At 66.6% G+C, this 16,796-nt stretch carries 17 protein-coding genes; 7 read left to right on the top strand and 10 right to left on the bottom strand.

Features of this window, described 5'->3' with window-relative positions; translation table 11 throughout:
- Positions 1-53: 53 nt before the first annotated feature.
- From VF716_RS12185 to zwf, 3 genes are read right to left on the bottom strand one after another with little or no spacing between them, the layout of a single operon-like run.
- Entirely contained in the window at positions 54-791 is a 738-nt protein-coding gene (locus VF716_RS12185; protein WP_135265865.1) for a bifunctional 4-hydroxy-2-oxoglutarate aldolase/2-dehydro-3-deoxy-phosphogluconate aldolase, read from the bottom strand.
- A gap of 18 nt (positions 792-809) precedes the next feature.
- Complete coding sequence (gene pgl / locus VF716_RS12180; protein WP_125921124.1) at positions 810-1,523, bottom strand: 6-phosphogluconolactonase; 714 nt, start codon at positions 1,521-1,523, stop codon at positions 810-812.
- A complete protein-coding gene (gene zwf, locus VF716_RS12175; RefSeq protein WP_003283592.1) occupies positions 1,510-2,979 on the bottom strand; it encodes a glucose-6-phosphate dehydrogenase in 1,470 nt (489 codons plus the stop codon). The genes pgl and zwf overlap by 14 nt, the downstream gene beginning before the upstream one ends.
- A gap of 170 nt (positions 2,980-3,149) precedes the next feature.
- Between zwf and VF716_RS12170 the strand changes: the two genes are divergently transcribed.
- Positions 3,150-4,019 carry a MurR/RpiR family transcriptional regulator gene (locus VF716_RS12170; RefSeq protein ID WP_013983959.1) on the top strand — a complete coding sequence of 290 codons (870 nt, stop codon included), beginning with the start codon at positions 3,150-3,152 and terminating at the stop codon, positions 4,017-4,019.
- 123 nt (positions 4,020-4,142) lie between these two features.
- Here the strand turns inward: VF716_RS12170 and VF716_RS12165 are convergent, their stop codons facing one another.
- From VF716_RS12165 to mdtD, 4 genes are all read right to left on the bottom strand, one after another.
- The gene (locus tag VF716_RS12165) at positions 4,143-5,111 is read right to left on the bottom strand and encodes a glucokinase (RefSeq protein WP_020306021.1); all 969 of its coding nucleotides are present in this window, start codon (positions 5,109-5,111) and stop codon (positions 4,143-4,145) included.
- Complete coding sequence (gene edd, locus VF716_RS12160) at positions 5,108-6,934, bottom strand: phosphogluconate dehydratase (protein ID WP_440552721.1); 1,827 nt, start codon at positions 6,932-6,934, stop codon at positions 5,108-5,110. The genes VF716_RS12165 and edd overlap by 4 nt, the downstream gene beginning before the upstream one ends.
- A gap of 97 nt (positions 6,935-7,031) precedes the next feature.
- Positions 7,032-7,292: a hypothetical protein gene (locus tag VF716_RS12155; RefSeq protein ID WP_037004345.1), complete on the bottom strand. Its 261-nt coding sequence runs from the start codon at positions 7,290-7,292 to the stop codon at positions 7,032-7,034.
- 212 nt (positions 7,293-7,504) lie between these two features.
- Positions 7,505-8,932 carry a multidrug transporter subunit MdtD gene (mdtD, locus tag VF716_RS12150; RefSeq protein ID WP_020306016.1) on the bottom strand — a complete coding sequence of 476 codons (1,428 nt, stop codon included), beginning with the start codon at positions 8,930-8,932 and terminating at the stop codon, positions 7,505-7,507.
- 336 nt (positions 8,933-9,268) lie between these two features.
- Here mdtD and VF716_RS12145 point away from each other — a divergent pair, with 336 nt between their 5' ends.
- From VF716_RS12145 to VF716_RS12130, 4 genes are read left to right on the top strand one after another with little or no spacing between them, the layout of a single operon-like run.
- Positions 9,269-9,802: an iron transporter gene (locus VF716_RS12145; RefSeq protein WP_011914526.1), complete on the top strand. Its 534-nt coding sequence runs from the start codon at positions 9,269-9,271 to the stop codon at positions 9,800-9,802.
- Entirely contained in the window at positions 9,802-10,140 is a 339-nt protein-coding gene (locus VF716_RS12140; protein ID WP_011914527.1) for a cupredoxin domain-containing protein, read from the top strand. The genes VF716_RS12145 and VF716_RS12140 overlap by 1 nt, the downstream gene beginning before the upstream one ends.
- A gap of 19 nt (positions 10,141-10,159) precedes the next feature.
- Positions 10,160-11,017: an FTR1 family iron permease gene (locus VF716_RS12135; RefSeq protein ID WP_013983964.1), complete on the top strand. Its 858-nt coding sequence runs from the start codon at positions 10,160-10,162 to the stop codon at positions 11,015-11,017.
- Positions 11,014-12,387: a 4Fe-4S binding protein gene (locus tag VF716_RS12130; protein ID WP_011914529.1), complete on the top strand. Its 1,374-nt coding sequence runs from the start codon at positions 11,014-11,016 to the stop codon at positions 12,385-12,387. The genes VF716_RS12135 and VF716_RS12130 overlap by 4 nt, the downstream gene beginning before the upstream one ends.
- Positions 12,388-12,484: 97 nt before the next feature.
- On the opposite strand, the gene VF716_RS12125 is transcribed toward VF716_RS12130, so the two are convergent.
- From VF716_RS12125 to VF716_RS12115, 3 genes are all read right to left on the bottom strand, one after another.
- Positions 12,485-13,180, bottom strand: coding sequence for an anaerobic ribonucleoside-triphosphate reductase activating protein (locus tag VF716_RS12125; protein ID WP_197861084.1), 696 nt, complete (start codon positions 13,178-13,180; stop codon positions 12,485-12,487).
- Complete coding sequence (gene nrdD, locus VF716_RS12120) at positions 13,177-13,332, bottom strand: anaerobic ribonucleoside-triphosphate reductase (RefSeq protein WP_011914531.1); 156 nt, start codon at positions 13,330-13,332, stop codon at positions 13,177-13,179. The genes VF716_RS12125 and nrdD overlap by 4 nt, the downstream gene beginning before the upstream one ends.
- A 72-nt stretch (positions 13,333-13,404) precedes the next feature.
- Positions 13,405-15,435 carry a ribonucleoside triphosphate reductase gene (locus VF716_RS12115; protein WP_440552740.1) on the bottom strand — a complete coding sequence of 677 codons (2,031 nt, stop codon included), beginning with the start codon at positions 15,433-15,435 and terminating at the stop codon, positions 13,405-13,407.
- Between the two features lie 219 nt (positions 15,436-15,654).
- On the opposite strand from VF716_RS12115, the gene VF716_RS12110 reads away from it, so the two are divergent.
- Both VF716_RS12110 and VF716_RS12105 read left to right on the top strand, forming a co-directional pair.
- Positions 15,655-16,332, top strand: a complete 678-nt coding sequence (locus tag VF716_RS12110) for a Crp/Fnr family transcriptional regulator (protein ID WP_011914533.1) — start codon at positions 15,655-15,657, stop codon at positions 16,330-16,332.
- 48 nt (positions 16,333-16,380) lie between these two features.
- Complete coding sequence (locus VF716_RS12105) at positions 16,381-16,764, top strand: putative zinc-binding protein (protein WP_011914534.1); 384 nt, start codon at positions 16,381-16,383, stop codon at positions 16,762-16,764.
- The last annotated feature ends 32 nt before the right edge of the window (positions 16,765-16,796 follow it).

The raw sequence follows: 16,796 nt of genomic DNA, 5'->3' as shown, positions 1-16,796 counted from the left end.
CGAATCGGGGCGATCACGGCAGGCCCCACGCCCACCGCGATGGGTCGGACAGATTACAGCTCGCGCTGTTCGGCACGCTCGGCGCGCAAGTCGAAGTCGCGCGGCAGTTCGGCTGGCGCTGCGCTGTCCAGCGCCTGCAGGGCCTGGCGTGTGGCGCTTTCGATGGCGGCCCAGTCGCCAGCACGCACGGCCTTGGCGTCGACCATCCAGGTACCACCAACGCACATCACATTGGACTGCGCCAGGTAGTCCCTGGCATTGCGCGCGTTGACGCCACCGGTCGGGCAGAAACGGATATTGCCGAACGGCCCGCCCAGCGCCTTGAGTGCGGCGACGCCGCCACAGACTTCGGCCGGGAACAGCTTGAAGCGGCGGTAACCCAGGGCGTAACCGAGCATGATTTCCGAGGCGCTGGCCACGCCCGGCAGCAGCGGCAACGGGCTGTGCAACGCGGCATCCAGCAGCTCGCCAGTGCTGCCCGGAGAGACGATGAATTGCGCACCGGCCGCCTCGGCCTGGGCCAGCATGGCGGCATCCAGCACGGTACCGGCACCGACGATCAGTTCGGGGCGCTGCTCGCGCAGCAGGCAGATGGCACTCAGACCCAGCGCCGAGCGCAGAGTGATTTCCAGCACCTTGAGGCCACCGGCGGCCAGGGCGTCGGCCAGCGGCAGGATGTCCGCCTCGCGCTCGATGGTGATCACCGGCAGGATGCGTGCGGCACTGCACCACTGGTCGATCAGGGCGATCTTGTCGGTCATGCTGACGGCGCGGGTTTGGGTAGCTGTCATAAAAGATTCCTTGCGGCCTCAGGGGCACCAGTAGATTTCGAGGGGGCGGGCGAGGAAGGCGCGGATCGGCATCGCTTCATAGGATTCGCCGGCCAGGGCCTGGTTGAGCGTGGCCAGCTTGCCCGGGCCGTGCAGGGCGAGCAGGGTCAGCCGCGCGCTGGCCAGCAGCGCCAGGGACATGCTCAGGCGCTGGCGCGGTACGCTCGGCGCCTGCATCGGCAGGCAGCGCCGCGCACCACGCGGGTCGAGCGCCGCTTCCAGGTTCGGGCTGTCGGGGAACAGCGAGGCGGTGTGGCCGTCCTCGCCCATGCCCAGCACCAGCACGTCGATCGGCGGCAGTTCGGCCAATTTGGCGTCGGCGCGTTCGGCGGCCTGCTCCAGGCTTGCCGCGCTCTGGTACAGGCCAACCAGGCGCGCCGCAGCGGCCGGGCCCTGCAGCAGATGGCGGCGCAACAGGCCTTCGTTGCTGTCGGGATGGCTGACCGGCACCCAGCGCTCGTCGGCGAGGCTGATGGTGACCTTGCTCCAGTCCAATTCCTGCTGCGCCAGGCGCTCGAAGAACGCGATCGGGCTGCGGCCGCCGGACACCACCAGGGTCGCCGCACCGCGCTCGGCGATCGCACTGCGCAGGGCGTTGCTCACCGTCAGCGCCAGTTCGCCGGCCAGCTGGTCGGCGTTGCCGAGGCTGAAACCCAAGGTCTGCACAGGCAGATCGAGATTAGAGATCGTCATACCAACTCCTGCCGTCACGGCTGATCAGGGCAATCGAGGCAGCCGGTCCCCAGCTGCCTGCTGCGTAGGGTTTGGGAGGCGCGCCGACGCGTTGCCAGCCGTCGATCAGCTGGTCGCACCACTTCCAGGCGTATTCGATTTCGTCCTTGCGCACGAAGAGGTTCTGGTTGCCCTTCATCACTTCCAACAACAGGCGCTCGTAGGCATCGGGGATACGCGGGCTCTTGTAGGTTTCCGAGAAGTTCAGCTGCAGCGGGCCGCTGCGCAGCTGCATGCCCTTGTCCAGGCCCTGGTCCTTGGTCATAACCAGCAGCGAGATGCCCTCCTGCGGCTGCAGGCGGATGATCAGCTTGTTGCCGATCAGCTGGCGCTGTTCCGGGGCGAAGATGTAGTGCGGCGGCGCCTTGAAGTGGATAACGATCTGCGACAGCTTCTGCGGCATGCGCTTACCGGTACGCAGGTAGAACGGCACGCCGGCCCAGCGCCAATTGCAGATTTCCGCCCGCAGCGCGACGAAGGTTTCGGTGTCGCTCTGGGTGTTGGAGTTTTCTTCCTCCAGATAGCCCGGCACGTGGCGGCCAAGGATGCTGCCGGCGACGTACTGGCCGCGCACCAGCTGCTGGCCAAGATGCTCCGGCGCGATGGGCGCCAGCGCCTTGAGCACCTTGACCTTCTCGTCGCGGATGCTGTCGGCCGAGAGGTCGCTGGGCGGGTCCATGGCGATCAGGCAGAGCAACTGCAGCAGGTGATTCTGGATCATGTCGCGCAGCTGGCCGGCCTGGTCGAAGTAGCCCCAGCGGCCCTCGATGCCGACGGTTTCGGCGACGGTGATCTCCACGTGGGAGATGTGGTTCTGGTTCCACTGGGTTTCGAACAGGCTGTTGGCGAAGCGCAGGGCGATCAGGTTCTGCACCGTGTCCTTGCCCAGGTAATGATCGATGCGGTAGGTGCGGTCTTCCGGGAAGAAGCGCGCCACCGCGTCGTTCACTTCGCGGGAAGATTCCAGGTCATGGCCGATGGGCTTTTCCAGCACCACGCGGGTGCGCTCGGCCAGCCCGGCCTCGGCCAGCCCGGCGCAGATCGCACCGTAGACAGATGCCGGGGTGGCGAAGAAGGCGACGATGCTTTCCGCGTTGCCGGCCTTGTCCGCCAGCGCAGCGAAATCCTCGGCGCGGCGGAAATCCATGCTCAGGTAGTCAAGGCGCGCCATGAAGCGCTGCAGCACGGCTTCATCGAGGTCGCGCTCGCCGACGTGGCGACGCAGATGTTCTTCGATCATCGCCAGATGGCTCGCCGCCTCGCCGCTCTCACGAGCCAGCGCGAGCAGGCGCGTTTCGGTTGGCAGCAGGCCGGCGCGATCGAGCTGATAGAGCGCGGGAAACAGCTTGCGCAGGGCCAGATCACCGAGGGCGCCGAACAGCGCCAGGGTGCAGGGTTCGACAGATAATGGCGTCATGATGTTTGTTCTTCTACTAACACTGCACTATGAATACACGCGAAGCCGCGTTTATTCAAGGATGATGTAGTAATAAAAACAACATTTAGCAAGAAAAAGAGATTCCGGTAGTCGCTCCGCAGCCCGCTCAGTAGCATAGGGCACCTCTGACCCGCCGCATCAGGATCGTCATGGACCGCGTACACAACCTGCTCGAGCAGATCCAGCGTCGCATCGAAGACCTCAACAAGGCCGAGCGCAAGGTGGCCGAAGTCATCCTGCGCAACCCTCAGCAGGCCACCCGCTTCAGCATCGCCGCCCTGGCGCAGACCGCACAGGTCAGCGAGCCGACGGTGAATCGCTTCTGCCGCTCGTTCGGCGTCAGCGGCTACCCGGAACTGAAGATGCAGCTGGCGCAGAGCCTGGCCAGCGGCGCCGCCTATGTCAGCCAGGCGGTAGAGCCCGACGACGGCCCGGCGGAATACACACGCAAGATCTTCGGCTCGGCCATCGCCTCGCTGGACAGCGCCTGTCAGAGCCTCGACCCGCAACTGGTCAGCCGCGCCGTGGACCTAATGATCCAGGCCCGCCAGATCCACTTCTTCGGCCTCGGCGCCTCGGCCTCGGTGGCGCTGGATGCACAGCACAAGTTCTTCCGCTTCAACCTGGCGGTGACCGCCCATTCGGACGTGCTGATGCAGCGCATGCTGGCGTCCGTAGCGCACACGGGCGAGCTGTTCGTGATCATCTCCTACACCGGGCGCACCCGCGAGCTGGTGGAAGTGGCACGCATCGCCCGCCAGAACGGCGCCTCGGTACTCGGCCTGACCGCCGCCGGCTCGCCGCTGGCCCAGGCCAGCACGCTGAGCCTGAACATTCCACTGCCCGAGGACACCGACATCTACATGCCGATGACCTCGCGCATCATCCAGCTGACGGTGCTCGACGTGCTCGCCACCGGCATGACTCTGCGCCGCGGCGTGGATTTCCAGCCGCACCTGCGCAAGGTGAAGGAAAGCCTCAACGCCAGCCGTTATCCGGCGGACGAGGAGCCGAGCTGACGCCGCCAGCCCGACCGCTCGGGCATCGACAATCCCGAGCCATGATGCGGAGCTCGCAGCCCCGCAAGGAACCACGCACCGCTCCATGATGTTGCTCCAACAACATCATGGATATCGACCGCGCTAGCCGGGCACGCACGCCAGGGCCTGCTCCAGCGCCACTCCGGCACCCTCGAGCCCCGGATATTCCGCGGTTACCAGCCACACCGGCACGTCGGCGAGATAAGCGCTCATGCAGCCCTTGCTGGCAAAGCCACGGGCGAAGCCGCTGGCGGCGAAGAAATCGGCAAAGCGCGGCACCACACCACCGACGATATACACGCCCGCGCGCGCGCCCAGGGTCAGCACGTTGTTGCCAGCCACGCGACCGAGCCACACGCAGAACTGTTCCAGGGTCGCCGCGGCCAGCGTATCGCCGGCCAGCGCCGCCGCCGTGACCTCGGCCGGCGCTGCCAGCCGCGGCGCCTGGTCGTGCAGCAGGCAGAGCGCGCGGTACAGCAGCAGCAGGCCGCCGCCACTGAGCACATCCTCGGCGCGCACATGGCCGAGCCCGGCGAACAGCTGCTGCCACAGCGCCGCCTCGTAGGCATCCGCCAACGGCAGGTCGACGTGCCCACCCTCTCCCGGCAGCGCCTGCCAGCCGCCGCCTGCCAGCGGCAGCAGCGTGGCCACGCCAAGCCCGGTGCCGGGCCCGATCACCAGCGCCGGCGCGCCCGTCTCCGCGGCGCCATTGCAGATGGTGCGCCGCTGCGCTTCGGCGACCCGGGTCATACCCAGCGCCATGGCCGCGAAGTCGTTGATCAGCAGCAGCTCATCCAGCTGCAGGGCACCACAGAAACCCCTGCGCCCCAACCGCCAGTGGTTGTTGGTGAACACGAACTGCTCGCCCTTGACCGGCCCGGCACAGGCCAGGCAGGCCGCACCGACGCTGCCCGGCGCAAGACCGAGCGACGCCAGGTAGTACTCGACCGCCAGCTCGGGCGTGGCGAAATCCGCCGTCGCCAGCACGCGCACCGCTTCCAGCCGGGCGTTACGCCAGAGCGCGAAGCGCGCATTGGTCCCACCGATGTCACCGACCAGCGCCAGCCTCATCGCAGCACCTCCAGCCCGGCGGTGAATACGCTGGCGCCCTGCTCGGCGGAGCTGAACGCCGCCCGCATGAAGCCGAACAGCTCGCGGCCGCAGCCCTGCACGCCCGCCGCCGGCGCAGCAACAGGTGAGCGGTCAGCCAGCTCGACGGCATCCACCAGCACCTCGAGCACACCGGCCTGCCCATCCACACGCAACAGATCGCCATCGCGCAGCCGCGCCAGCGGCCCGCCATCGATCGCTTCCGGGCAGACATGGATCGCCGCCGGCACCTTGCCCGACGCACCGGACATGCGCCCGTCGGTGACCAGCGCGACCTTGAAGCCGCGGTCCTGCAGCACGCCGAGATAAGGCGTCAGCTTGTGCAGCTCGGGCATGCCATTGGCGCGCGGTCCCTGGAATCGCACCACGGCGACGAAATCACGCTCCAGCTCGCCGGCCTTGAACGCCTCCACCAGCTCCAGCTGATCGGAGAAGATCCGCGCCGGCGCCTCGACCACGCGATGCTCCGGCGCCACGGCGGACACCTTCATCACCCCGCGCCCGAGGTTGCCGCTCATCAGCCGCAATCCGCCCTCGGCGGAGAACGGCCGCGCCACGGGGCGCAGGATGCTGTCGTCAAGGCTTTGCGCAGCCCCTTCACGCCAGGTCAGCCTGCCATCTTCGAGGAAGGGCTCCTGGGTATAGCGATGCAGGCCTCGCCCCATCACGGTATGCACATCGTCGTGCAGCAGGCCGGCGTCGAGCAGCTCGCGCACCAGCAACGCGACACCGCCAGCGGCATGGAAGTGATTGATGTCCGCCGAGCCGTTGGGATAGACGCGGGCCAGCGTCGGCACCACTTCGGAGAGGTCGGCCATGTCCTGCCAGGTCAGCTGAATGCCCGCCGCCTGGGCGATGGCCGGCATGTGCAGGGTGTGGTTGGTAGAGCCGCCGGTGGCATGCAGCGCAACCACGGCGTTGACCAGCACGCGCTCGTCGACCAGCTCGCCGAGGGGCGTGTGGCAGCCCCCCTGAGGCGTGAGCCGCGTGACCTGGCGCGCCGCCTCGATGGTCAGCGCATCGCGCAATGGCGTCCCCGGATTGACGAAGGACGAGCCGGGCAGGTGCAGCCCCATCACTTCCATCAGCATCTGATTGGTGTTGGCGGTGCCGTAGAACGTGCAGGTGCCGGGGCTGTGATAGGCCTGCATCTCGGCAGCGAGCAGCTCGTCGCGGCCAGCCTTGCCTTCGGCGTAACGCTGGCGCACCGCGGCCTTGTCCTTGTTGGCCAGGCCGGAGGGCATCGGCCCGGCCGGCACGAACAGCGCCGGCAGATGACCGAAGCGCAGCGCACCGATCAGCAGGCCAGGCACGATCTTGTCGCAGATGCCGAGCAGCAGCGCGGCGTCGAACAGGTTGTGCGACAGCGCCACCGCCGTGCTCATGGCGATCACCTCGCGGCTGGCAATGGCCAGCTCCATGCCAGGCTCGCCCTGGGTAACGCCATCACACATCGCCGGCACGCCGCCGGCCACCTGACCCACCGAGCCGATCTCGCGCAGCGCCTGGCGCAGGCGCTCCGGGTAGTCCTCGTAGGGCTGGTGCGCCGAGAGCATGTCGTTGTAGGCGGTGACGATGGCCACGTTGGCCGCATCAGGCAGGCGCAGGCGCTGCTTGTCCTTCGCGCCACAGCCGGCGACACCATGGGCGAAGTTGGCGCACTGCGCCGCGTTGCGGGCCGGCCCGGCGCTCGCGGCGGCGCGAATCATGGCGAGATAGGCCTCGCGCGTCGGACGGCTGCGCTCGATCAGGCGCTCGGTGACTTCGACGACCCGGGGATGCATGAAACCTCCAAGATTGTAGTTTTTATAACAAACAGGAGCGCATCATAGCCGTACACATCGGCCTTTCGAAGTAATATGTTCGTACTAACAACAAATTTCAGCGACGCAGCAGCTCGATTTGCCGACGCAACTGGGCGACGTGGGCTTTTTCCGCGCGCAACCCCGATGTCAGCTCGGCCTTGTCCTTCTCCAGCCGCACGATCACCTGCCCGAGGCCGTCGAGCAGTTCACGCAACACCGTCAGCTCGCACCGCTGGCTCCTGCGTTCCAGCCACAGCAGCCATAGCAGAACCAGCAGCACCATCACGCTGCACAGCGATCCTCCGATCAGCAGCCAGGCCAGGCTCATCCCATTCATTCCTTCGCTCCTTCCATAACGGCAGAATGCCAGTCCAGAGCCGCAACAATATGTAGCCTGATACGACAGGTCGATAATGTTTACTTGAACAGGTAAACAAATGCAGCGGGTTCGCGGTGGCGCAATAGCCATCGCGATCAAGCCTGCAGGGAGCGCGCCGTGGGGCGGCTGACCGACCTGCCCACAAAGCTTACAGGTCGCAACCAGCTGTTCTACTCGGCCACGTCAACGGCGCGCCGCGAGTCATCGTCGTGGCCGGGGTCGCGGGGCTCCAGCTGCAGAAACAGCGCGGCCGCGAGCATGGCCATGACACCCACGCAGAGGAAGGTCAGCTGGAAAGCGTGCAGCACCTCGCTGCCCGCCGCACCCTCCACGGTGAAGCCGCCGAGCAGCGCGCCAGCGGTGGCGACACCAAGGCTCATCGACAGCTGCACCACCACCGACAGCAGGCTGTTGCCGCTGCTGGCATCGGCATGGCTGAGGCCGATCAGGGTGACGGTGTTCATCGCGGTGAACTGCATGGAGTTGACCATGCCGATCAGCCCGAGATGCACCAGCAGCAGCCAGGTCGGCGTCTGCGTGCCGATGGTCGCCAGGCTGGCGATCAGGCCGCCGAGCAGCAAGGTGTTGCCGATCAGCAGGCGACGATAGCCGAGGCGGTCGATGATCGGCTTGGCCAGGGATTTCACCGCCATCGCCCCCAGGGCCAGCGGAATCATGCTCATGCCCGCCTGAGCCGGCGAATAGCCCAGCGCCACCTGCAGCAACAGCGGCACCAGGAACGGCAGAGCGCCGCCCCCCAGGCGCGCGAACAGGTTGCCGAAGATGCCGACCGCGAAGCTGCGGGTATGGAACAGCGTGGGACTGAACAGCGGCGCATCGATGCGACCGGCGCGCAGCCAGTAGGCAGCCATGCAGGCGGCACCGCCGAACAGCAGCAGCATCACCCGCGCATGCGGCATGTGCATCTCGCCGAGCCCTTCCAGGGCGATGGTGATCAGCACCATCGCGGCACCGAACAGCACGAAACCCAGGGTATCGAAACGCACCCGCTCCGGCCCCTTGAGATCCGGCATGAAGCGCAGCGCGGCGATGCAACCGATCACGCCCACCGGCAGGTTGATCAGGAAGATCCAGTGCCAGGAGGCGTACTCCACCAGCCAGCCGCCCAGGGTCGGCCCGAGCAGCGGCCCGACCAGCCCCGGCAACGCGATGAAGGCCATGATCCGCACGAATTCGCTGCGCGGAAAGGCGCGCAGCACCACCAGCCGCCCCACCGGCAGCATCAGCGCCCCGCCCAGCGCCTGCAGCACGCGGGATGCGACGAGCTGGTTGAAGCTGGTGGACAGCGCGCAGAGCAGCGAACCCAGGGAGAACAGCACGATGGCCGCGACAAAGATTCGCCGACTGCCAAAGCGATCGGCAATCCAGCCCGATGCCGGAATCAACAAGGCGACCGTTAGCATGTAGGCGATCACCACACCCTGCATGCGCAGCGGGTTCTCGGCCAGGTCGCGGGCCATGGCCGGCAGCGCGGTATTGAGAATGGTGCCGTCCAGCGTCTGCATGAAGAAGGCGATGGCCACCAGCCACGGCAGAATTCGCGCAGTGCGGGCATCGAGTGCTACGGGCGGTTGCATGAAGTCCCCGGGAACGAAAGGTGCACCATCTTAGAGGATTCCCCAGGCGACGGTTCGCGCCGCCGCGGCTTCGTCAGCGCAGCCGTTTGCTCCACCGGAACGGCGACGTGCTGCAGCGAGGCTTCGACACGACCGGAGTCAGTGCCACGACGGCGCTGTGACGACCGGTCGCAGTCAGCCGCCGACGCCCGCCAACAGCGGCCTGCAGCGGCATACGGCTTTGCATACGGGCACCGGTAACAAAATATTTCTTGGGAAATTGACGCGAATCATTATCATTCGGAAGCGCAAGTGCAATCTTCGCCCCGTCCTTTACAGCTTTCCGGAGGCTCCCCAATGCGCATCCCCGCCACGCTCGCCATCACGTCCCTGCTGCTCACCCCGCTCGCCCAGGCGAAGGAATATCCCATCGGCGAACCGCAGCAGTGCGGCGGCATGGAGGTCGGCGCAGTGTACCTGCAACCGGTCGAGATGGACCCGCCGGGCATGATGCGCGCCGCCGCCGAGTCCGACGTGCATCTGGAAGCCGACATCAGCGCCACCGAGGACAACCGCAACGGCTGGCAGGAAGGCAGCTTCGTGCCCTACCTGAGCATCCACTACACGCTGCGCAAGAAGGGCTCCGACGAAGTGGTCGAAGGCGATTTCCATCCGATGGTGGCCAACGACGGCCCGCACTACGGCGACAACGTCAAGCTGCTCGGCCCCGGCAAGTACCAGCTGACCTACAAGATCCTGCCGCCGGGATCGGGGCACGCCATGTTCGGTCGCCACACCGACAAGGAAACCGGCGTCGCGCCCTGGTTCGAAGGCTGCGAGCTGAACTACGAGTTCACCTACGCCGGCATCGGCAAGAAAGGGGGCTACTGATGGGCCGCGCCGGGCGTTCGCTGCTCGGCGTGCTGCCCCTGCTGGCCGGGCTTGCGGGCCCGGTGCAGGCCGCGCTGCCGACCTACGAGCTGACCATCCGCGACGGCCACTTCGAGCCGGCAACCATCGAAGTCCCGGCCCGTCAGCGCTTCAAGATCATCGTGCACAACGCCGGCAGCGGACCGACCGAGTTCGAGAGCACACCGTTGCGCGTCGAGAAGGTGCTGTCACCGGGTGTGACCTCCTTCGTCGTGATCCATCCGTTGAAGCCGGGCCGCTACCCGTTCTTCGACGAATTCCATATGGATCTTCCCGAAGGCGAGATCATCGCCAAGTAGTTTTTCCGAGGAGAACCCCATGGGCCAATCCATGTTCATCGTCTGGCGCGAAAGCGTCGAGGCCCTGCTGGTCATCGGCATCCTGCATGCCTGGCTGCGTCAGCAACCGGGTGCCGGCAACGCCCTGCGCATGCTCTGGGCCGGCGTCGCCGCCGGGCTCGGCCTGGCCGGCGCGCTGGGCTGGGGCGTGCTGCAGGCCGGCGACTGGCTGGCCGGCAGCGGTGGCGAATGGTTCCAGTGCGCGATGCTGCTGGTAGCCAGCCTGCTGATCCTGCACATGGTCGGCTGGATGCACCAGCACGGCCGGACCCTGAAGACCAGCCTGCAGAACAGCGCGGCGGACAAGCTCAGCCAGGGCAGCGGCTTCGGCCTGCTGGTGCTGGCCATGCTCGCCGTCGGGCGCGAAGGCAGCGAGACGGTGGTGTTCCTCTACGGCATCGGCAACCAGCAGCAGGGCCAGGACCTCACCGGCTTCGTCATCGGCGGAGTTCTGGGCTTTGTCCTCGCCCTGCTCAGCTATGCCGCGCTGCAGGCTGGCAGCCGCTACTTCAGCTGGCGGCGTTTCTTCCAGGTCAGCGAGGTGATGTTGCTGCTGCTCGGTGGCGCCCTGCTGATGGCCGCGCTGGATCGCTTCAGCGGCCAGCTGATGGGCATGGATGTACCGGAAGTGTTCTATACGGTGTTCGGCGATCCGCTCTGGGACACCTCCGCCCTGCTGGATGACGGCAGCGCCCTCGGTGGCACCCTGGCCGGCCTCACCGGCTACCGCGCCATGCCGTCACTGGCCGCGGTGGTGACACTCGGCCTGTACTGGCTCGCCGCATGGGCCTGGCTCAAACCCCGGGCCCAGGTGCAGCTCGCTGCGAGGCCGGCGTGATCATCCAGGCGCCATGGCTGGCGCGACTCGGTGATCTGCTGCGCCAGCATGCGAAGGCCATCCGCACGCTGCAGTGGCTGGTGGTGGGCTTCTACCTGACGCTGCTGGTGATTCCCGCCTTTCTCGACCTGCCGCCGGCCCAGGCCGGCATGCTCGACAACCTGACGGTGCTGGCGCAGTTCATCTTCTGGGGGCTGTGGTGGCCCTTCGTGCTGCTGTCGATGATCTTCTTCGGCCGCCTGTGGTGCGGCGTACTCTGCCCCGAAGGCTCGCTCAGCGAGTGGATCAGCTGGCGTGGGCTGAACAAGCGCACGCCGCGCTGGGTGCGCTGGAGCGGCTGGCCGACCATTGCCTTCATCCTCACCACCGTCTATGGCCAGCTGATCAGTGTCTACGACTACGCTCAGGCGGCGCTGCTGATTCTCGGCGGCTCCACCGTCGCGGCGATGCTGGTGGGCTTTCTCTACGGCCGCGGCAAGCGCGTCTGGTGCCGCCACCTGTGCCCGGTCAGCGGCGTGTTCGCCCTGCTCGCCCGGCTGGCGCCGGTGCACTACAAGGTCGATGAGCAGCGCTGGCTGGAAAACCGCGAACCGCACCTGCCGACACCCAACTGTGCGCCGTTGATCGACATTCGCCGCATGCAGGGCAACGCCGACTGCCATGCCTGCGGCCGCTGCAGCGGACAGCGCGGCGCAGTGCAGCTGAGCGCCCGCTCACCAAACGCGGAAATCCTCATTGTCGGCGGCCAGCGGCAAGGCGAGCACTGGGACAGCACCCTGCTGCTGTTCGGCATGATCGGCCTAGCCATGGGCGCGTTCCAGTGGACGGTCAGCCCCTGGTTCATCGCCCTCAAGCAGGCCGCGGCGGAATGGCTGGTGGATCGCGATATCTTCTGGCCGCTGGAAGCCAACGCGCCCTGGTGGCTGCTGACCCACTATCCGCAGGCCAACGATGCCTTCACCTGGCTCGATGGTGCGGCGATCCTCACCTATATCTTCGGCGCCTCGCTGCTGATTGGCGGCGCACTCTGGCTATTGCTACGTGCAGCCGTGCGCGTCATGCGCCGCGGCGACAATGTGTTCCAGCACCTGGCGCTGGCGCTGGTGCCGCTGGGCGGCGCCGGGCTGTTTCTCGGCCTCTCGGCGACCACGGTCAAGCTGCTGCGCTACGAGGGTTTCCTGCTGGCCTGGGCACAACCGGCTCGCGCCGCGCTGCTGATCGGCGCCATCGCATGGAGCCTGTATCTGGCCTGGAACGTCATCAGTCGCCACGGCGGCAACGGCCTGCGCCGGCTGCTGGCGTTTGCCTGCGTCAACGCCGGCTGCGCGCTGGTGGGCTATGGCTGGTGGTTGCAGTTCTGGGGTTGGTGAGCCGCCTGCTCATGGTGGGCTCAAGCCCACCCGCGTTCCCCCTCTTCACTCCAGCAAGCCCGGCCCCGGGGCCGGGGGCTGCAGGGAGCGCCTGCGACTAACCGCGCAACACGAAGGACGGGAACAGTCGATCCAGGCGTTCCCACAGCCGCTGCTGGTCGTAGGGTGCGCGGCTCTCGGCAAGGTTGTCGTCGAGCATGCGCGCGGTGCGCACGCATTGCACGGCGAAGCGTTCGACACCCAGACGGCGCAGACGCTGGGCCATGTCCCACAGGCTGTCGGCATCGAACAGCTGCCAGTGCACGGTGGTCCGGCATTCATGCTCGACACCGCTTTCCAGCAGGTGCTCGAGGCTCCTCCAGTTGGCCGTGCCGCTGCCGTCCACGCCGGTGATCGCCGTGCTCTGCTCGGGCAGCGCCTTGACGTCGAAACCGACCCAGTCCACCAGCGGCAGGATACCGGCGAACAGCTTCGGCTTGATGCCGGCGCTGTGCAGGCCGACCTTGTAGCCCAGCGCCCGCACCTGGGCGATAGCCTCGGGCAGCGCGGTCTGCAGGGTTGGCTCGCCGCCGCTGAACACCACCGCCTCGAGCAGGCCGACGCGTTGCTCGAGGAACGCCAGAATCTCCGACCAGGGCTTTTCTTCGTTGCCACAGGCGGGAATCAGCTGCGGGTTGTGGCAGTAGCGACAGCGCCAGCCGCAGCCCTGGCAAAACAGCACGCAGGCCAGATGGTCGGGAAAATCCAGCGTGGTCAGGGGGACCAGCCCCCCGACGCGAAGTGCTGCGGTCACCGCGCCGCCGCTTCAGTGAAGTGCAGGCGCTCGCGATGCTCGGACTGCTTGCCCGGATTGAATGCGGCGACCGGGCGGTGATAGCCCATCACGCGGGTCCAGACTTCGCAACGCTGGCGCTGGTCCTGGGGCAGTTGGTTGGCTTGGGTCATGCTGATGCTCCTTTGCGGGGGGTGAGTATGCGGCGCCGCACCTCATGGCGCGGCGTGACATGGGATCGCAGATCAGACGGCCAGGGCCGCTTCGGCCTGCTGCTTGTGCAGCAGCGCCTCGTCGCATTTCGGGCAGAACTCGTGCTCGCCGGTGAGATAGCCGTGCACCGGACAGATCGAGAAGGTCGGCGTCACCGTCAGGTAGGGCAGGCGGAAGCGCGACAGCGCATTGCGTACCAGCTTCTTGCAGGCTTCGGCCGAAGAAATCTGCTCGGCCATGTACAGGTGCAGCACGGTGCCGCCGGTGTACTTGCACTGCAGTTCGTCCTGCAATGCCAGCGCCTCGAAGGGATCGTCGGTGAAACCCACCGGCAGCTGCGACGAGTTGGTGTAGTACGGCGCCTCGGCCGTACCCGCCTGGAGGATGTCCGGGAAACGCTTGCGGTCTTCCTTGGCGAAGCGATAGGTGGTGCCCTCCGCCGGTGTCGCCTCGAGGTTGTAGAGGTGCCCGGTGTCTTCCTGGAACTGCACCAGCCGCGCCCGCACGTGGTCGAGCACCTCGAGCGCCAGCGCGCGACCGGCTTCGCTGTGCAGCCCCTCGGCGTCATCGGTGAAGTTGCGCAGCATCTCATGCAAGCCGTTCACGCCGATGGTGGAGAAGTGATTGCGCAGGGTGCCGAGGTAACGCTTGGTGTAGGGGTAGAGCCCGGCATCCATATGCTGCTGGATGACCTTGCGCTTGACCTCCAGGCTCTGCCGCGCCATCTCCAGCAGGCGATCCAGCTGCGCCAGCAGGGCCGCCTTGTCGCCTCGGTAGAGGTAACCCAGCCGCGCACAGTTGATCGTCACCACGCCCAGCGAACCGGTTTGCTCGGCCGAGCCGAACAATCCGCCGCCACGCTTGAGCAGCTCGCGCACGTCCAGCTGCAGGCGGCAGCACATGGAACGCACCTGGTTGGGCTGCATATCCGAGTTGAGGAAGTTCTGGAAGTACGGCAGCCCGTAGCGCGCGGTCATCTCGAACAGGCGCTCGGCGTTGTCGCTGTCCCAGGGGAAGTCGTGGGTGATGTTGTAGGTCGGGATCGGGAAGGTGAACACCCGGCCGAGGCCGTCGCCGGCCTGCATGACTTCGATGTAGGCGCGGTTGATCAGCTCCATCTCGGCCTGCAGCTCGCCGTAGGCGAAGGGCATTTCCTCGCCGCCGATGTAGGGGATCTGCTCGCGCAGGTCTTCCGGGCAAACCCAGTCGAAGGTCAGGTTGGTGAACGGCGTTTGCGTGCCCCAGCGCGACGGCACGTTGAGGTTGTAGATGAACTCCTGGATCGCCTGCCGCACCTCGTCGTAACCGAGCCGGTCCTTGCGCACGAAGGGCGCGAGGTAGGTATCGAAGCTGCTGAACGCCTGGGCGCCGGCCCACTCGTTCTGCAGCGTGCCGAGGAAGTTGACCATCTGCCCCAGGGCGCTGGACAGGTGCTTCGGCGGGCCCGCCTCGACTCGCCCGGGAATGCCGTTGAAGCCCTCGTTCAACAGCGTGCGCAGCGACCAGCCGGCGCAGTAGCCGGCGAGCATGTCCAGGTCGTGGATATGCAGATCGCCTTCGCGGTGCGCCGTACCGATCTCCGGGCTGTAGACCTCGTCCAGCCAGTAGTTGGCGGTGACCTTGCCCGACACGTTGAGGATCAACCCACCCAGTGAATAGCCCTGGTTGGCGTTGGCCCGTACGCGCCAATCCTCACGCGAGAGGTATTCGTTCATCGAGGCCGCGACATCCACCACTGCCTTGCGATCACGCCGCAGGCGGGCGTGCCGCTCGCGGTAGACGATGTAGGCACGCGCCGTGTCGAAGTGGCCGGCGGCCATCAGCGCACGCTCGACAGCATCCTGCACCTGCTCGACTTCCACTGCCGTGCGGCGGGCCAGTTGCAGCCGCACCGCCTCGGCCAGGGCCTGTGCGACCGCTGCATCGAATTCACCCGTGGCCGCCCCGGCCGCCGCAATGGCGCGCTCGATCTTGGCCAACTCGAACGCCGCCAAGCGGCCATCGCGCTTGCGCAGCGAGACCGGTTGGTTCACCTCTGCCTGTCTGGGCACTCCCGCCTCCATAACCATATGTAGTGTTATTTTTTCAGAAAACCACAATATGGTGTGACTTTAGCGGTGGAAATCCATTGTCGAATTGACCATCGTCAAGCCCGAGCGGCTGGCCGGCGAACGGCATCGACCCTGCGTGACGCGCAGACTTGTCCCTGATCAAGGAACCTCCCGCGGCGGCGCTCCTAGGATGCAGCCAGATAAGACCCGGCCCAGCCCGGGGGAGGAACCATGCTCACCGAAAAGACCCTGGTAGCGGAGCTACGCCGCCATCATCTGTTCAGCCGGCTGCCGGACGCCGCGCTGCAGGAGGTATGCGCTTCGGCCAACCTCAAGCGCCTGCCGGCCGGAGCCTCGCTGTTTCACCAGGGCGACAAGGCCGACCGCTTCTATTTCCTCTTCAGTGGCCAGATCAAGCTGCATCGGGTGGTCTGCGACGGTCAGGAGAAGCTGGTGGAAGTGATGCGCGCCGGCGAGTCGTTCGCCGAGGCACTGCTGTTCAAGGGCACGCCCTGCTATCCGGTCAGCGCCACCGCCCTCAAGGCCAGCCTGGTGGCAAGCCTGAACGGGCCCCACTACCGACGCATCCTCGAGCAGCAGCCGGACATCTGCCTGGACATCCTCGCCACCCTCAGCATCCGTCTGCACCAGCGCATGACCGAGATCGACACCCTGACCCTGGCCAACGCCAGCCATCGGGTGGTGCGCTTTCTCGCGCAGTCGCAGCAGGACGACAGCGGCGTGGTGGTGCTCGATGTGCCGAAACGGCTGATCGCTTCGAAGCTGGGCATCCAGCCGGAAACCTTCTCGCGCATCCTGCATCGACTGATCGACGCCGGAACCATTTCCGTACAGCGTCGGCGCATCGAGATCCTCGACAACCGCAAGCTGGCCGCCTATGACGAATGACCCGCGGCATGTCCGCCCGCCAACCCACACCACTGCCGGGAGCGCGCGATGACCGTCACCCCCATCCCCCTGGTCTATTCCTGTTCCGGCTGCTCGAACGTCGCCCAGCTGGCCAACACGCTGGCCGTCCGCCTCGACCGCGCCGGGCTCGCGGAAATGTCCTGCATCGCCGGCGTCGGCGGCCGCGTCGCGGCGCTGGTGAAGAAGGCCCACTCCGGACGACCGATCCTGGCCATCGACGGCTGCCCGATGCACTGCGCCCGCGCCTGCCTGGCACAGCACGGCGTGATGCCCGATGTGCACATCACCCTCAGCAGCTACGGTCTGCGCAAGCGGTATCGGGAAGACTGCAGCGAGGAAGAGATCGCGGCGCTGTTCGAGGACATGAAACAGATCATCGCCAGCGACCGCATGCAGATGCGCGCTGTGTGACATCTGCCGAAGCTGACGCTGGCCCGATCAAT

The sequence above is a fragment of the Stutzerimonas sp. Brlt_14 genome, from assembly GCF_051948915.1.
Taxonomy (GTDB): Bacteria; Pseudomonadota; Gammaproteobacteria; order Pseudomonadales; family Pseudomonadaceae; genus Stutzerimonas; species Stutzerimonas stutzeri.
The sequence above is the reverse complement of the archived record's forward strand: the minus strand, read 5'-3'. Positions and strand labels throughout refer to the sequence as shown.